The organism is Saccharopolyspora cebuensis (assembly GCF_039542665.1).
GTDB lineage: Bacteria > Actinomycetota > Actinomycetes > Mycobacteriales > Pseudonocardiaceae > Saccharopolyspora > Saccharopolyspora cebuensis.
The window spans coordinates 1-16594 of sequence record NZ_BAABII010000010.1 but is presented as its reverse complement, the minus strand read 5'-3'; the positions used below and the strand labels follow the sequence as shown (position 1 = coordinate 16594).

At 70.9% G+C, this 16594-nt stretch carries 13 protein-coding genes; 2 read left to right on the top strand and 11 right to left on the bottom strand.

The features are described from left to right. Nucleotides 1-261: 261 nt before the first annotated feature. Both ABD976_RS14625 and ABD976_RS14620 read right to left on the bottom strand, forming a co-directional pair. Nucleotides 262-1713: an MFS transporter gene (locus ABD976_RS14625; RefSeq protein WP_345363287.1), complete on the bottom strand. Its 1452-nt coding sequence runs from the start codon at nucleotides 1711-1713 to the stop codon at nucleotides 262-264. Nucleotides 1714-1965: 252 nt separating this feature from the next. Continuing rightward, nucleotides 1966-2529: a CGNR zinc finger domain-containing protein gene (locus tag ABD976_RS14620; RefSeq protein WP_345363285.1), complete on the bottom strand. Its 564-nt coding sequence runs from the start codon at nucleotides 2527-2529 to the stop codon at nucleotides 1966-1968. Between the two features lie 78 nt (nucleotides 2530-2607). On the opposite strand from ABD976_RS14620, the gene ABD976_RS14615 reads away from it, so the two are divergent. Together ABD976_RS14615 and merA are read left to right on the top strand one after the other, a co-directional pair. Further along, nucleotides 2608-3483 carry an alpha/beta fold hydrolase gene (locus ABD976_RS14615; RefSeq protein WP_345363283.1) on the top strand — a complete coding sequence of 292 codons (876 nt, stop codon included), beginning with the start codon at nucleotides 2608-2610 and terminating at the stop codon, nucleotides 3481-3483. A 76-nt stretch (nucleotides 3484-3559) separates the two neighbouring features. Further along, the gene (gene merA, locus ABD976_RS14610) at nucleotides 3560-4981 is read left to right on the top strand and encodes a mercury(II) reductase (RefSeq protein ID WP_345363281.1); all 1422 of its coding nucleotides are present in this window, start codon (nucleotides 3560-3562) and stop codon (nucleotides 4979-4981) included. Between the two features lie 630 nt (nucleotides 4982-5611). Here merA and ABD976_RS14605 read toward each other — a convergent pair. The 9 genes from ABD976_RS14605 to ABD976_RS14565 all read right to left on the bottom strand — a co-directional run bounded on the left by ABD976_RS14605 (nucleotide 5612) and on the right by ABD976_RS14565 (nucleotide 16498). Continuing rightward, nucleotides 5612-6064: a lactococcin 972 family bacteriocin gene (locus ABD976_RS14605; protein ID WP_345363279.1), complete on the bottom strand. Its 453-nt coding sequence runs from the start codon at nucleotides 6062-6064 to the stop codon at nucleotides 5612-5614. 284 nt (nucleotides 6065-6348) lie between these two features. After that, nucleotides 6349-8703: an FdhF/YdeP family oxidoreductase gene (locus tag ABD976_RS14600; protein WP_345363277.1), complete on the bottom strand. Its 2355-nt coding sequence runs from the start codon at nucleotides 8701-8703 to the stop codon at nucleotides 6349-6351. A 60-nt stretch (nucleotides 8704-8763) separates the two neighbouring features. Then, nucleotides 8764-9651: a methylenetetrahydrofolate reductase gene (locus tag ABD976_RS14595; protein WP_345363275.1), complete on the bottom strand. Its 888-nt coding sequence runs from the start codon at nucleotides 9649-9651 to the stop codon at nucleotides 8764-8766. A gap of 136 nt (nucleotides 9652-9787) precedes the next feature. Next, the gene (locus ABD976_RS14590; RefSeq protein WP_345363273.1) at nucleotides 9788-10417 is read right to left on the bottom strand and encodes an MBL fold metallo-hydrolase; all 630 of its coding nucleotides are present in this window, start codon (nucleotides 10415-10417) and stop codon (nucleotides 9788-9790) included. Beyond that, nucleotides 10417-11499, bottom strand: a complete 1083-nt coding sequence (locus ABD976_RS14585; RefSeq protein WP_345363271.1) for an S-(hydroxymethyl)mycothiol dehydrogenase — start codon at nucleotides 11497-11499, stop codon at nucleotides 10417-10419. The genes ABD976_RS14590 and ABD976_RS14585 overlap by 1 nt, the downstream gene beginning before the upstream one ends. A 52-nt stretch (nucleotides 11500-11551) precedes the next feature. Next, entirely contained in the window at nucleotides 11552-12172 is a 621-nt protein-coding gene (locus tag ABD976_RS14580) for a sarcosine oxidase subunit gamma (RefSeq protein WP_345363269.1), read from the bottom strand. Further along, a complete protein-coding gene (locus ABD976_RS14575; RefSeq protein WP_345363267.1) occupies nucleotides 12165-14996 on the bottom strand; it encodes a 2Fe-2S iron-sulfur cluster-binding protein in 2832 nt (943 codons plus the stop codon). The genes ABD976_RS14580 and ABD976_RS14575 overlap by 8 nt, the downstream gene beginning before the upstream one ends. Next, complete coding sequence (locus ABD976_RS14570; protein ID WP_345363265.1) at nucleotides 14993-15256, bottom strand: sarcosine oxidase subunit delta; 264 nt, start codon at nucleotides 15254-15256, stop codon at nucleotides 14993-14995. Before ABD976_RS14570 ends, ABD976_RS14575 begins: the two co-directional genes overlap by 4 nt. 12 nt (nucleotides 15257-15268) lie before the next feature. Beyond that, the gene (locus tag ABD976_RS14565; protein ID WP_345363263.1) at nucleotides 15269-16498 is read right to left on the bottom strand and encodes a sarcosine oxidase subunit beta family protein; all 1230 of its coding nucleotides are present in this window, start codon (nucleotides 16496-16498) and stop codon (nucleotides 15269-15271) included. Nucleotides 16499-16594 lie beyond the last annotated feature (96 nt).

The window sequence follows — 16594 nt, the reverse complement described above, 5'->3', positions numbered from 1 at the left end:
GTGCACCAAGACATCGAGCCGCCTGGCGAGCGGATCGTGGCGGCCTGCCTCGCCTCGCGCGCCCCGTACCGAGACCAGTCTGCAAGCCGACGCGGGCGCAAGCGTGGTGTCGACTCGGTCGAACTCGGGTACCGGGCCGGAGACCTCGTCGACGAAGACCTCGTCGTGGACGTTGATTCCCGTGGATGCGCTGAGCCGCAGGACGGGGAGCCCGCGTCGGCCGGTGCGGGCTCCCCGTCCGTTGGCGGGGGTTGTGTCCGGTCAGGTCGTCGATTCGGCGGGTTCGTCCTTGGCGGTGTCGTGCGGGCCGGGCTTGGTGCTCGGTCGTGCGCTGAGCATGGTCAGGGCCAGGACCCCGGCCGCGACGAGCACGCCGGCGGCGACGGTCATCGCGGTGCTGTAGCCGCTGACCAGGGCCGCCCCGGTGGGAAGGTCGGCGTTCTCCGGGCTGGCGGTGATCGTGGCGGCGATGCCGGCGAGCACGGCCAGGCCGAGGGCGACGCCGATCTGCTGGGCGGAGTTGAACAGGGCCGAAGCGATCCCGGCCTTGTCCTCGTCGACGCGATAGACCGCCGCTTGGATCAGCGCCAGGATGCCGAGTCCGAACCCGAGCCCGAGCAGGAACATGGCTGGTGCCAGGTGCAGCCAGTAGCTCGTGTCGGCGGCGATGGAGGAGAACCAGAACGCGGCCAGGGCGCTGAGCAGCGCGCCGGCTCCGGCGACGACGCGCGGGGCGATCCGCAGCAGCAGCTTCGGAGCGCTTGCGGTGCCGAGCACGAGTCCGGCGGCGAACGGCAACCATGCCGCACCGGTCTGCATCGGGGTGAACTGCTGCACCTTCTGCAGGTAGAGGGTGATGACGTAGAGCGTGCCCATGGGGCCGATGGCCAGCAGCAACACGCTGGCGTAGGCGCCGGTGCGGTTGCGGTCCCGGAACAGGCTCAGCGGGATCAACGGGCTGCGGCTCCGGGCTTGGGTGGCGATGAACACGGCGAGCAGCGCGGCCGCCACACCGACCAGGGCGAGGGCGAGCGGGTCGGTGAACCCGTCCTCGCCGAAGCGCGTGATGGCGTAGATCAGGGCGATCATCCCGCCCGTGCCGAGGACCGCGCCGCCGATGCCGAGTTGGCCCCGGTTGCGCTCGGCGGCGATGAGGGTGCGGCTGCCGAGCAGCACGAGCAGCCCGATCGGGACGTTGATGAAGAACACCCAGCGCCAGCCGAGGGTGCTGGTCAGCACGCCACCGAGCAGCAGGCCGACCACGATGCCGAGCCCGGACATCGCTCCGTAGAGCGACAACGCGGTATCCCGGGTCTTGCGCTCGCCGAACGTCGTGGCGATCAGCGCCAGGGCGTTCGGCGAGGCCAGCGCCGCCCCCAGGCCCTGCACCGCACGGGCGACGATGAGCATCGTCGTGTTCTGCCCCAGGCCGCCGGCCAGGGAGGCGAGCACGAAGATCGCGATGCCCACCTGCAGGGTGCGGCGCTGCCCCCACAGGTCACCGATTCGGCCCCCCAACAGCAGCAGGGCGCCGAAGGCGAGGATGTAGGCGTTGACGATCCAGGGCAGATGCACCGCATCCACCCCCAACGCCTGCTGAATGCTCGGCAGCGCGATATTCACGATCGAGTCGTCCAACACCAGCATCAATTGCGCGGTGGCGATCACCAGCAGCGGGATCAACCCGCCTCGCGGTGCTGTCCTCGTTGTCACACCGTCTCCTACGTGTCTCCAGGACGTCCGTTCCGGGGATGATACCCCTAGGGGGTAGGGGTACTCGTGAACGACGCCCGCGTCAATCCGGCGAGGCGAAGAGCACAGTCGACGACGACGGCACTCGCCCGCAGGCCAGGAAGCGAGCTGGAAACTCCGCAGCACGCGACAGGGTCTGCACCCCCGGCGGCGACAGGCCGCTGAGCACCCTCCCGCCTGAGCGGGTGCGGAACACCCCCAGGGGGTTCCGGGCTATCCGGCCTTGTGGCGCTGGTAGTGGCGGGCGACGCGGGCTCGGTTGCCGCAGCGGGTGGCTGAGCACCAGCGGCGGCGCGAGTGAGCCGGCAGGAACAGCAGCACGCAGTCATCGGCCGCGCACTCGCGGACCTTGGCGACCGCTGGATCGGACAGCAGGTCGGCGGCGGCTTCGGCGAGCCAGCCCGCCACGCACGTTCCGGGCGGGCCGATGCGCCGTCGGGCGCCAGTGGTGGTCGACCCGTTCCAGCTCAGTTCGTTGATGAGGGGCGCGGCACCCTGCGCGCGGTTGAGCGCTTCGAGGTCGGCCTCGTCGGGGCGTTCGCCCCGGCGAACGCGGGCGAGAGCGCCGGCCGCGTGCTCGCGGATCGCCCGGACGCCGGCCAGGTCCTCCTCGGTGAGCTGGGCGAACACCTCGCACGCCTCCGGGAGCCGATCACCTTGAAGCCTGAGCCAGGTGCGCAGCTCGTCGAGCGTGGTGAGCAGATCACCCGTGACCGGGCGGGTGTTGACGAGGTCCAACGCCAGCGGCTCGCCGACGAGCGGGGTTCCATCAGACATGGGCTAATGCTACCTCGCTCCTTGACGCATTAGCACGCGTCGAGTACTAATGCATCAACGAACAAAGAAAGGATTAGCATGGCGTTCGATCGGATCACGCGCACCGCTCACCGGCACGTCGAGGTCGACGGTGTCCGCGTCTTCTACCGCGAGTCACTGCCCGACCGGGCGGAGGCGCCCGTGCTGCTGCTCCTGCACGGCTTCCCCTCGGCCTCGCACCAGTTCCGCCGACTCATCGACGTCCTCGGATCGCACTACCGGCTGATCGCCCCGGACCTGCCCGGGTTCGGCCACACCGAAACCCCGGATGGCTTCGTCTTCTCCTTCGACCGGCTCGCCGAGGTCACCGAAGGCTTCGTCCAGCGGCTCGGACTGGACCGGTTCGTCATGTACGTCTTCGACTACGGCGCCCCCACGGGCTTCCGCCTCGCCGAACGCCACCCCGAGTGGATCGCCGGGCTGGTCGTGCAGAACGGCAACGCCTACGAGGACGGGCTCTCCGCGCTCGCCCGCGACGTACTCACCCAACACCCCGACGACCCCGGCGCCGAGGACACCCTCCGGGACTTCCTCACCCCGGCCACCACGCGCGGCCAGTACGAGACCGGTGTGGCCGCGCCCGAACTCATCGCCCCGGACGGCTGGGTCCTGGACCAGTACTTCCTCGACAAGCCGGAGCGCCAGCGAGCGCAGCTGTCGCTGCTCTTCGACTACCACTCCAACATCGAGCGCTACGACCGCTGGCAGGCCTGGCTGCGCGAGCACACCCCGCCCGCGCTCATCACCTGGGGCAGCAACGACCCGTTCTTCCCCGAACCCGGCGGCCGCGCCTACCTGCGCGACCTGCCCGATGCCGAACTCCACCTCTTCGACACCGGCCACTTCGCCCTCGAAGACCACCTGGGCCAGATCGCGCCGCTGATCGCCGACTTCCTCGACCGCACCTGGCGGTAGGTCGCGAGCCGGTCGGCGAACCACTCCTCACCCGGCCGGCAGCGCGGCCTGACCACCACCTCCCCCGGAGCACGTGATGCACAGCACCAGCCACATCCAGAACTACGACCTCGCGGTCATCGGAGCCGGATCCGCGGCCAAGGCCGCAGCGACGGAAGCACGACGGCGCGGCAAGTCGGTCGCCATGGTGGAGCGAGCCGATCCCGGAGGCACCTGCCTCAACGTCGGGTGCATCCCGTCGAAGAGCCTGCTCGCCGCGGCCGAGGCGCGGAAATCGGCCCAGAACAGCAGCTTCCCCGGCATCCCGACCTCCGCCGGACCTGTCGACCTGCCGCCGCTGGTCGCAGCCAAGGACGCGTTGCTCCGCGAACGGCGCGAAGAAGACCACGTCAAAGGAACCGAGCAGGCGGGAATCGATCTCCTGCGCGGCACGGCGTCGTTCTCGCCCTCCGGGCAGGAACGTCCCGCGCTGATCGTCACCGGCCAGGACGGTGCGCAGACGCGGATCTCTGCGGAGCACGTCCTCATCGGCACCGGTGCCGAGCCGCTGATCCCGGACATCCCCGGCCTCGGCGACGTCGACCACCTGACGTCGGCGAGCGCCATGTCGCTGGACCGGGTTCCCGAGTCGCTGCTCGTGATCGGCGGAAATGCGATCGGTCTGGAGCAAGCCCAGTTGTTCGCCCGCCTGGGAGCCAGGACCACCGTCGTGGAACTGGCCCCGCGCATCGCCCCGTTCGAGGACCCGTCCCTGTCCGCGGCCTTGCAGCGGGCGCTGGTCGAGGAAGGGGTCGAGTTCCTGACCGGCACGACGCTGACCCGCGTGCAGCCGACCGGGACGGGGGTCCTCGCCGAGCTGACCGCCGACAGCGACCAGCGAGAGGTGTCGGCGGAGAAGATCCTGATCGCCACCGGGCGACGCCCGGTCACCGACGGGCTGAACCTCGCAGCCGTCGACGTGGAGCTGGGCTCGCGCGGTGAAGTCGTCGTCGACGAGCACCTGCGCACCGCCCACCCGCGGATCTGGGCAGCGGGCGACGTCACCGGACAGCGGCAGTTCGTCTACGTGGCAGGCGCCCAAGGCGTCGCGGCCGTGTCCAACATGTTCGGCGACACGCCCCGGGCGCTGGACTACACCGCCGTTCCCCGGGTGACCTTCACCGCGCCCGCCATCGCATCGGTCGGCCTGACGCCGCGCGAAGCGGAAGCAGCGGGACAGCCGTGCGAAACCCGCGAGTTGCCGCTCGCCTTCGTGCCCAGGGCCATGGTCAACCAACGCACCAGCGGCCTGCTGAAGCTGGTGTCCGAGCCAGCAGCAGGGCGGATCCTGGGCGTGCACATGGTGGGCGAGGAAGCCGGGGAGGTCATCACGGCGGCTACGTACCTGCTCTCGGCAGGCTTCACCGTCGAGCAGCTGGCCGGTACCTGGGCCCCGTTCCTCACGATGGCCGAGTCGTTGCGCATCACGGCGCAAGCACCGCCTGCCGTGCGCGAGTGACGGCCCGAGCACGACAACTGCTCCTGCGCGGGCGTCCCCTGCTAGCAGTCCGGAACGGGTCACGACCAGCCCGGGCATCGTCGAGTCGGGGCGCAGCGCGGCGAGGGCGGGCCGGTCCTGTTCCGGGTGCCAGGTGGCGATGCCCCCAACTTCAGCACCATCCGCCCGTGATGGCGCCGGCGAGGACCGCGGCGGCCTGCCCAGTTGCTCCGGCCTGGTGCACCCACAGCTTGGCCAGGCTGTGGGTGTTCCCGCCTGTTGCAGTGCCGTGCTGGAAGTGCGGCGCGGTATCGAGTGGTCGCTGCAGCGGGTGTTGGTGCAAACTCACCTTGAGGCGTGGGGGAACGCCTTTTCGGGAGAGGAGTTGCCATGTTTCCTTGGCGTTCCGAGTTGGTCTGGCCGTACAGCGTCGAAATCGACCTCTTGACCTACCGGGTGCGGTTAGGCCGGTCCATCAGGTGGCTGTGGGTGGATGCGCTGCCGTGGCCGTGATCCATGCCTGCTGCTGGCCGAGGTCGAGTGCGCGGTCAGGGTGACCGAGTTCGAGGGTCTGGACGGCCGGTGAGCGCAGGGCGCTGGCTGTGCCGAGCCGGGTTGCCGGCGGCCCGATCTGGCCGCCGGCGGCCGGGATCACTTGCGCCAGTAGGTCTTGCACGTCGCCGTGGTGTACTCGGTGAGCCGTGCGCTCGACACCGCGCCCGGGCCGACCCATTCGGAGTCTTCCCTGCCGTCCATCGAGACCGACGAGCCGTGGGCGACGGTGTCGTGCTGGTACTGCGAGTAGCAGCTCTTCTGCCCGATGGCGTTCCGCGTGGAGCCGTAGCTCCAGATGCCGCCACCGACTTCCTCCACGGCCCGCGCTCCCACGCCGTCGGCAGTGCCGTCGACGACGATGTGGCCCACGCCGGTGTACTCGACCCAGCCGCCGTCAGCCGTCACGCCCTGCGCGATGATGCGGATACCGGACTGCTCGGCGGTGTGGTCGGGACCGTCGGCGGCGGCAGCACCAGCCGCGAAGACCGTGCCGGCGAAGGCGGTCGTGACACCCAGGGCGACCGTCATCATGCGCGGGAATCGGTTCATCGTCTTCGTTCTCCTCGTGCTCGATCTGGGATCTTCCAGCCGTCTCAGACTAGGGGGATCATTTCGCCTCATTCCCGGCTGAAGGGACGATTCCGAATCGTCCGCCCGGCCTCATGTCGTCCCCCTTCTCGGCGTACCGGCGGGTCGGGACCGCGGCGAATCCCGCCGCGTTGCACGCGGCGGGCGGCGGCACCGGGGATGGGCTCGCTGCTCGGGGCCCTGGTCGAAGGTGTGGTGGGCGTGGTCGGGTGGTGTGCTGTCCCTCGGAAGCGGAACCCGCCGACCTACACCTGGTCTCCCTCCGCCGTCGACCCGCTCGCCGCAGCCGGGTCCAGGCGGACGACGACCCATTTCGAGGTGGGGGTGCCGGACCCGAGCGCTTGGGAGTCCAGGGGGATCAGCGGGTTCGTCTCGGGGTAGTAGGCGGCCACGCAGCCGGGGGGCGTGTCGTAGGCGACGAGGCGGAACCGCTCCGCACGTCGTTCGTCGGTGGTGCCGTCGCGTTGCGGCCATTCGGAGATGATGTCGACGTGGTCGCCGTCGGCGAGCCCCTGGTCGTGCAGGTCGGACTCGTTGATGAACAGCACCCTCCGGCCCGATCGGATGCCGCGGTAGCGGTCGTCGAGGCCGTAGATCGTGGTGTTGAACTGGTCGTGGCTGCGCAGCGTCTGCAGGACCAGCCGGCCCTCCGGCACGGTCATGACTTCCAGCGGACTCACCGAGAAGACCGCTTTGCCCTCGGGCGTCGGGAACGAACGCGAGTCCCGGGGCGGGTGCGGCAGCGTGAATCCGGCGTGGCGCCGGATCTTGTCGTTGAAATCCTCGAAACCGGGGACCACGCGCGCCACCCGGTCGCGGATGCGGGAGTAGTCACGAGCGAACTCCTGCCACGGGATGCCGTACCGGTCGCCGAGCGTGGCGTGCGCGATGCCGCACAGCACATCCACCTCGGACCTCAGCAGCGGGCCCGCGGGTTCCGCCCGGCCACGTGAGGCGTGGACCACCGACATGGAGTCTTCGACGGTGACCCGTTGCTCCACCCCTGCGGTGCGGTCGATCTCCGTGCGCCCCAGCGCGGGCAGGATCAACGCATCCCGGCCCGCCGCGAGGTGACTGCGGTTGAGCTTGGTCGAGATCTGCACGGTGAGCGCGGCCGAGCGCAGCGCGGACTCGGTCACGGCGGTGTCGGACATCGCCGAGGCGAAGTTCCCGCCGAGGCCGAGGAACACCCGCGCCCGCCCGTCGCGGAGCGCGCGCACCGCGTTGGCCGCGTCGTGGCCGTGCTCGCGGGGCGGCTCGAAGCCGAACTCGTCCCGCAGCGCGTCGAGGAACCAGTCGGGAGACCGCTCCCAGATGCCCATGGTGCGGTCGCCCTGGACGTTGGAGTGCCCGCGCACCGGGCACAGACCTGCCCCTTCCTTGCCGATCATGCCTTGGAGCAGGGCGACGTTGACCATCTCCTCGATGGTCGCCACCCCGTTGCGGTGCTGGGTGATTCCCATGGCCCAGCAGCTCACGATCCGACGGGACGTCGCCAGCAGGTGCGCGGCGGATTCGATCTCCGCGCGGGTCAGACCGGTCGCGGTGCGGACCTGGTCCCAGTCGAGGGCGCGGACGTGCTTCTCCCAAGCCTCGAACCCGACGGTGTGGGCGTCGATGAACTCCCGGTCGACCACCTGGCCCGGATTCTCGTCGTCGGCTCGGAGCAGCAGGTGCGCGAATGCTCGCCACAACGCGAGGTCACCGTTGGAGCGGATCTGCAGGTACTCGTCGGCGAGGCTGGTGCCCTTGGTGAGCCCGCGGGGGGTCTGCGGGTTGCCGAACCGCAGCAGTCCCGGCTCCTTCAGCGGGTTGATCGCCAGGATGCGGGCACCGCCGCGCTTGGCCTTCTCCAGCGCGGACAACATCCGCGGATGGTTGGTCCCCGGGTTCTGCCCGGACACGATGATCAGGTCGGCGTCGTGGAGGTCGTGCAGGGTCACCGATCCCTTGCCCACACCGGTGGTCTGCGCGAGCGCGACCGAGGTCGACTCGTGGCACATGTTCGAGCAGTCGGGCAGGTTGTTCGTCCCGAAGGCGCGGGCGAACAGCTGGTAGACGAAAGCGGCTTCGTTCGAGGCGCGCCCGGAAGTGTAGAACTCCGCTTCGTCGGGCGAGTCCAGCGCGGTCAGGTGCCGGGCGATCAGCGCGAACGCGGCGTCCCAGGAGATCGGCTCGTAGTGATCTGCTCCGTCGCGGCGGACCATCGGATGCACCAGCCGACCTTGCCGTTCCAGCCAGTGATCGGTCCGTTGGTACAGCTCGGAAATGGGGTGGGCTGCGAAGAACTCCGGACCGACGGTCTCGCGTTGGCCTTCCCAGGAGACGGCCTTCGCACCGTTTTCGCAGAACTCCGCGGTGTGGCGGTGGTCCTGCGGGTCCGGCCAGGCGCACGACATGCAGTCGAACCCCTGCTCCTGGTTCAGCGCCAGGAGGTTCTTGGCGGACTTCACCAGGCCCATCTGCTTGACGGCCCGGGTCAGCGAAACCTGCACCGCTTTGATCCCAGCGGCGTGCTTCGCCGGCCTGCCGACGCGAATCCGGGCCTCCTCCTCGTCGACGGGCGGTCCAGCACGACCTGGGGAGCTGTCTCGGGTCATGGGTCCTCGGATCGGTCTGGTCGGCCGGGCTGGTGTCGAGCGGGGGCGGACGCGGGCGTCTCAGGACAAGCGGGTCAGCCAGCGCTGCCGCCAACGCTCCGTGCCGGCGACGTCGTTGAAGGTGAACAGGTGGAAGCCGCCGAGGTTGCTGCCCGGGCAGGCGATCTGGTCACCCACGCCGCGAACCAGCTTGTCCGGGCGATAGCCACCGGGAAGGAAGAACCGCCAGAACAGGGCGGACTGCTTGGCCAGGAAGCGGGCTGATTGCCCCAGGCCCAGACCTGCCGACACGCGAACGAGCTTCTGGCGGTTGACCGCGCCGGGCAGTCCCACGCGGATCGGCGTCCGCACCCCCGCAGCCTGCAGCCTCCGAGCCCAACGCAGGGTGGTGCCCGCGTCGAAGCACAACTGGGTGATGATCTCGTCCGCGTAACCGGCCTTGCGCCGCAGCGCCTCCTCCATCACGTCATCGCGGATCGTGCCGTGGCCCTCCGGATATCCCGCGATGCCGACGTTGGTGAAGGTGTGGCCGTCCTCGTCGAGGGCGGCCAGCAGGCTCAGCGCGTCGGGGAAGTCACCGGCCGGTTCGGCGGCGTCCCCGCCGATGACGAAGACGCGGTCCACACCGGACTCCTGCAGGCGCGCGGCGAGCTCGCCCAGCTCCGCGCGGTCCCGGACGAGCCGGGCGGCGAGGTGCGGCGCGGCCGCGTAGCCGTTCTTGACCAGCCGGACGGTGAGATCGACGGTGGCTTCCAGCCCTCTGGCCTCGGTCGTGGTGACCGTCAGCGGCACGTCCTGCGGCACGTGGTCGAGCACCTTGTCCTCGGTGCTGCGGAAGGGCAGGACCTCGTAGGTGGCGTTGCGCAGGGCCTCGGCGAGGGCCGCCTTCCGTCGGGACGCCGCGGACGGCTCGTCGTCCGATCTCGGGGACCAATGCGGAGATGCCATCGAAGCACCACTTCCCGTTCTTCCGTTCGGCTGCCGGTCCGGTTCCGCACTCGGCGGCGATCGGTCCCAGCCGCGACGAGGCCGGCCGGGACGGGGCGCGTCCCCCCATCGGATTCGGACGCGCCCCGGAGAGATCTCAGTACCCCCGCGCGACCCAGTCGTCGAACTGCGGCACGACCTCGCCGATCGTCGTGCCCGGCCCGTGCCCCGGGCGGACCTTGGTCCGCCCGGGCAGCGGGAGGAGCCGGTCCCGGATGGACGTCAGGATCGTGCCGAAGTTCGAGAAGGACCGCCCGGTCGCCCCGGGTCCGCCGGCGAACAGCGTGTCACCGGTGAACACCGTCCCGAGGTCCGGGCAGTAGAAGCACACCGAACCGGGCGAGTGCCCTGGGGTGTGCAGCACTTTCAGCCCGGCGCGCCCGATCCGGAAGACCTGCCGGTCGGCGAGGAGCTTGTGCGGTTTCCGCGCCGGATGGGTGAGCTCCCACAGCGGCAGGTCGTCGGGGTGCAGGTACACCCCCGCCCCGACGGCCTCGGCGAGGTCCGGAGCGACCCGGATGTGGTCGTCGTGGGCGTGGGTGGCCAGCACGGCCAGCACCTCGCGGCCCGCTACGAGTTCGCGGACCGCCTCGACGTCGTGCGGGGCGTCGATGACCACGCACCGCTGGTCGTCGCCGACGACCCAGATGTTGTTCTCGACGTCGTGCACCTCGCCGTCCAGCGAGAACTTGCCCGTCGCGGTGGCTCGATCGACGCGGAGGCCCATCAGAACGTCACCACCGAGCGCAGCACTTCGCCGCGGTGCATCTTCTCGAACGCGTCTTCGACGCCGTCGAGGGAGATCTCCTCGCTGACGAACTTCTCCAGCGGCAACCGGCCCTGCCGGTACAGCTCGATGAGCATCGGGAAGTCCCGTTCCGGCAGGCAGTCGCCGTACCAGCTGGACTTCACCGCGCCGCCGCGGGCGAAGACGTCCAGCAGCGGCAGCTCCAGCCGCATCTGCGGGTCGGGCACGCCGACGAGCACGACGGTGCCTGCCAGATCGCGGGCGTAGAAGGCCTGCTCGAACGTCGCGGGCACGCCGACGGCGTCGACGACCAGGTCGGCGCCGTGGCCACCGGTGAGCTCGCGGATCGCTTCGACGGGGTCGGTCTCAGCGGCGTTGACGGTGTGGGTGGCGCCGAATCCGCGCGCCCACTCCAGCTTGACCGGGTCCTTGTCGACCGCGATGACCCGCCGCGCTCCGGCCATCGCCGCTCCCGCCACGGCCCCGTCACCGACACCACCGCAGCCGATGACGGCCACGGAATCGCCGGGACCGGCTTGACCGGTGTTGACGGCGGCGCCGATGCCGGCCATCACGCCGCAACCGAGCAGCCCGGCCACGGCCGGCCGCGCTGCGGGGTCGACCTTGGTGCACTGCCCGGAGTGGACCAGGGTCCGCTCGGCGAATCCCCCGATCCCCAGCGCGGGCGACAGCGGGGTGCCGTCTGCCAGCGTCATCGGCTGCGCGGCGTTGTGCGTGGCGAAGCAGTACTGCGGGCGACCGCGCTTGCAGGCGCGGCAGGTTCCGCACACCGCGCGCCAGTTCAGCACGACGAAATCGCCCGGCTCGACGTTCCGCACGCCCTCGCCGACCACATCGACGACCCCGGCCACCTCGTGACCGAGCAGGAACGGGAATTCGTCGTTGATGCCGCCTTCGCGGTAGTGCAGGTCGGTGTGGCAGACGCCGCAGGCCTGCACCTGCACGACCGCCTCACCCGGGCCCGGGTCGGGCACGTGGATCGTGGTGACCTCGACCGGCTTGCCCTTGCCGGTGGCCACGACTGCGCGCACTTCGGTCACTTGCTGCTCCAGTTCGTCCGTTGCGTTTCGGGGGAAGCCCGCTGAGGTGCCGCTACCCGTGTCTCCCGGACGCGGCGTGCGGGACCACCTCGCGGTACTCGGCTGCCGCGTCGGACAGCCAGTCGGCGAGGTAGCGCGCGAAGGAAGCGCGCACGAAGATCCAGTAGCTCGGCAGCTCGGCGTCGCGGCACAGCAGCACGACGCCGGCGCGCGCCAGCGAGGTTTGCGCGCACTGGTCCGGGCCGAAGGCGCGCCGGTGCAGGTCGAGCGCACAGCCCTTGGCCAGCAGCTCGCGGGAGCTCGGCCCGGACACCGCGATGATCGTGCGGTGCGCCGAGACGTCCACGACGGCGCCGTGCTCGTCGTCCAGCGCCTCGGACAGGGCGTCCTCGATGGGCTCCGCGCCGCCTTCCGGTCCGACCAGCAGCCATTCGTCCGGTCCGAGCCACAGCACGGTCAGCCGGTCGGTGTGCGCGACCTGCCCTGCCTGGTTGGGCAGCATCACGCCGAGCGCGGTGCCGATGCGCTCCGCCGCCGGGCCCTTCGGGTCGACCCGGAGCACGACCTGAGCGGTGAAGGCCACTTCGGACAAGCGCACCGAGCCCGGCGCCGAGGCGCGGGCGAATACGTCGGCGTGCGCGGCCAGCGGGGATTCGCCGTACAGCTCAGCCATCGCGGCGCGTTCCTTCCTTGTCGTAGAACACGGGCTCGGTGATCTCGAGCGGGACCAGCCGGTCGCCGACGTGGCCGTAGATCGTCTGCCCGATGCGCTCGCGCCCGCTCTTGACCAAGGCGAGGGCGAACGGCCTGTCGAGCGCGGCGCTGCGGTAGCTGGAGGTGACGTGCCCGAGCATCGGCACGGGCGGTTCGGGCAGCTCGGCGCCGTCCACCAGTTGCGAGCCCTCCGGCACGACCGCGGACCCCTCGGGCGGCAGCAGGCCGACGAGATGCTTGCGGTCCGCACGCGCGGTGTCCTCCCGGGTGAAGGACCGCTTGCCGAGGAAGTCGTCCTTCTTCTTCGACACCGCCCAGCTCATGCCCAGGTCGTGCGGGGTCACCGTGCCGTCGGTGTCCTGCCCGACGATCGGGAACCCCTTCTCCGCGCGCAGGACGTGCATCGTCTCGGTGCCGTAGGGCGTGATGTCCCACGGTGCACCGGCGTCGATGAGGGCCTCCCACACCTCGCGTCCGTGCCACCAGGGCACGTTGATCTCGAAGGCCAGCTCACCGGAGAAGCTGATCCGGCACACCCGCGCCCGGCGGCCCGCGACGACCCCGTCCCGCCAGGACATGAACGGGAAGCTCTCGTTGTCCAGGTCGATGTCCGGTGCCGCCCGGGACAGCACCTCGCGGGAGCGCGGTCCGGCCAGCGCGACGGTGGCGAAATGTTCGGTGACCGAGGTGAGGTGCACGCGCAGGTGGGTCCACTCGGTCTGCAGCCAGTCCTCCAGCCACTCGAGCACCCCGGCCGCGCCGCCGGAGGTCGTGGAGAGCAGGTAGCGGTGCTCACCGGTGCGCATCACCGTGCCGTCGTCGAAGACCATGCCGTCGGCGGTGCACATCAGCCCGTACCGGATGCGGCCGACCCGCAGCGTGCTCATCTTGTTCGTGTAGACGAGGTCGAGGAACTCGGCCGCGTCGGGCCCCTGCACGTCGATCTTGCCGAGGGTCGACACGTCCTGCATGCCCACCCCGGTGCGGACGGCGCGGCATTCGCGCAGCACAGCGTCTTCCATGCTCTCGCGGTCGTGCGGGTAGTACCAGGGCCGCTTCCACTGGCCGACGTCCTCGAACGGCGCGCCCCGCTCGACGTGCCAGTCGTGCACGGCGGTCACGCGGATCGGATCGTAGAGGTCGCCGCGGTCCCGGCCGGCCAGTGCCGCGAAGGGGACCGGCGTGTAGGGCGGGCGGAACGTGGTGGCACCGACCTCGGCGAGCTCGGCGTCGAGCAGTTCCGCGATGATCCCCGACGACAGCGTCCCGGAGGTCTTGCCCTGGTCGTGCCCGGTGCCGATCGTGGTGAAGCGCTTGATGTGCTCCACCGAGGTCAGCCCCGCCCCGATCGCCTTGCGGAGGTCGGCCACCGTGGCGTCGCGGGCGAGGTCGACGAACTGCTCGGCTTCGGCCTCCGGCCCGGTGGGCGGCAGCCACGTGGGCTGCGGCGCCACGCCCGGGCCGGCGGGCGCGGTGGGCACCTCGGCGGCGTCGGCTTCGAACCCGGCGGCCCGCGCCGCGTCGCTGCCCGCCGCCGCACCGGTGCGGAGGCAGTCCGCCGTGGCGAAGGTGCCCGCGGCAGCGCCGGCCGAGCGGGTGCCGAGCGCGCCGCGGCCGGGGAGGAACGCGCCGAGCTCCGGTGCGTAGCGCAAGGTGCCGCGCGCCTGGCTGTGCAGGTGCACCGCAGGGTTCCAGCCCCCGGATACCAGCAGCAGGTCGCAGTCGAGCTCCGATGGAGGTTCCACGTCGGAACCAGGCAACCGCTCGATGTCCACGGCGGACACCCGATCGACGCCCGACGTGCCTCCCACGGCGCACCCGGTGAGGATCGGGATGCCCCGCTCGACGCACCGGGCGGCCCACACCGTCGGCACCACCGGGCGGACGTCCACCACCGCGGCGATCTCGACCCCCGCGTCGTGCAGGTCGACCGCGGCGGCGTAGGCGCTGTCGTTGGTCGTGAACACGACAGCGCGCCGGCCGGGCAGCACGCCGTAGCGGTGCAGGTAGGTCCGCGCCGATCCGGCCAGCATCGTGCCGGGGCGGTCGTTGCCCGGGAAGACCAGCGGGCGCTCGTGCGCGCCGGTCGCGTACACCACCTCGCGGGCCCGGACGTGCCAGACCCGCTGGCGGGTGAAGGCGTCCTCCCCCCGGTCCTCCAGCGCGACCAGGTAGTTGTCGTCGTAGTGCCCGAACACCGTCGTGCGCGGCAGGACCGCCACGTCCGCCGTGGACTCCAGCTCGGAGACCACCCGCCGGATCCAGCGCCGGGCCGGGGCTCGGTCGAGCTCCTCGCCGCTGCCCAGGAGGCTGCCGCCGAATTCGGTCCCGGCGTCGGCGACGATCACGCGCGCACCGCTGCGTGCCGCGGACAACGCCGCGGCCAGGCCCGTGGGGCCGGCTCCGACGATCAGCACGTCGCAGTGCGCGTTGGTCGAGTCGTAGCGGGCCGGATCCGGTTCGGTGGCCAGCCGGCCCTGCCCGGGCAGTCCGGTGGCCTCCAGCCCGTCGCGCAGCTCGACCGTGGTCGCGGTGAGCATCGGCTCCGGGAACGGCTTGTCGATCTGCACCAGCGCGTTCGGCTCTTCCGGCCCGGCGGTCATGATCCCGCGCGGGCGGCCGTACTTGATGCTCGTGGTGACCTGGTGGACGCCGTTGGCCAGCAGCGCGGAAGCGAGGGTGTCCCCCGCGTAACCGGTGTAGTCGCACCCGTCGAAGCGGAAGCGCAGCGGACGGGCCCGGTCGATGCGGCCGCCTTCGGGCAGCCTGAACTCGTTGCTCACGTCGTCACCGTCCTCGCCGCGGGGTGGATCTCGTTGGTGGCGGTGTCCCGGTGGAGGGTGAACCAGCGGCGGCAGCCGACCTGGTGCATCCACCGCTCGGCGAACACGCCCTTCGGATTGGCGCGGTAGAAGAGGAATCGTGACCAGTCCGCATCGGACAGGGCATGCGGATCGGCCGGGTAGGCCACGCCCGCCTGGCCGCCGTAGTGGAACTCGGTCTCGTCTCGCGGCCCGCACCACGGGCAGGGGATGAGCATCATCGCAGGACTCCTTCAGTGCGCCACACCGGCGGCGCCGTGCTCGTCGACCAGGGCACCGGTGGTGAACCGCTCGAGGCTGAACGGGGCGTTGAGCGGGTGCGGTTCGTCGTGGGCGATGGTGTGGGCGTAGCACCAACCCACTCCCGGGGTGGCCTTGAAGCCCCCGGTGCCCCAGCCGCAGTTGAGGTACAGGCCGTCGAACGGGGTGCGTCCCATGATCGCCGAGGCGTCGGGGGTCACGTCGACGACTCCGGCCCAGGTGCGCAGCACGTGCGCGCGGGCGAAGACCGGGAACAGCTCCACGGCCGCGGTCAGCTCCCGCTCGATGGTGTGGAACGACCCGCGCTGCCCGTAGGAGTTGTAGGCGTCGATGCCCGCGCCGAGCACGAGTTCACCCTTGTGCGCCTGGGAAACGTAGACGTGCACCGCGTTGGACATGACCACGGTGGGGTGCACCGGCTCCAGCAGTTCGGAGACCAGCGCCTGCAGCGGGTGGCTCTGCAACGGCAGCGGCAGCCCCAGCTCGTCGGCGAGGACCGACGTGTGGCCCGCGGCGGCCAGCGCGACCTTGCCGGCCCGGATCGTGCCGCGGGTGGTGCGGACCCCGGTCACCCTGTCCCCGACCCGCTCGAACCCGGTGACCTGGCAGTTCTGCACCAGGTCCACGCCCATGCGGTTCAGCGCGCGGGCGAATCCCCACGCGACGTGGTCGTGCTTGGCGATTCCCGCCCGCGGTTGCCACGTCGCCCCGAGCACGGGATACCGCAGGTCCGCCGAGGTGTTCAGGATCGGGCAGATCTCGGCGACCTGGTCGGGATCGAGCCACTCGGCGTCGATGCCGTTGAGCCGGTTCGCCCCGACCCGCCGGACGCCGTCGCGCACCTCCTGCAGCGAGTGCGCCAGGTTCAGCACCCCGCGCTGCGAGAACAGCAGCGGGTAGTCCAGCTCCTCGTCGAGCCCTTCCCACAGCTTCAGGGCGTGCTCGTAGAGACCGGCGCTCTCGTCCCACAGGTAGTTCGAACGGATGATCGTGGTGTTGCGCGCCATGTTGCCGCCCGCCAGCCACCCGCTCTCCAGCACGGCGACGTTGGTGATGCCGTGGTTGACCGCCAGGTAGTAGGCCGTGGCCAGCCCGTGGCCGCCACCACCGACGATCACCACGTCGTAGGAGGACCCGGGAGCTGCCGAGTCCCAGAGGAAATCCGGGTGCTCCGGCAGGTCGGCGCCGGGAGTGCGCGGCATCAGCGTCCTCCGTCCAGTTCGGGGTAGAGGGGGTTGGCCTTGGCCAGGGTTTCGACCCGGCCGCGCAGTGCGGTGGCGGTGGCCTCGTCGAAGCCG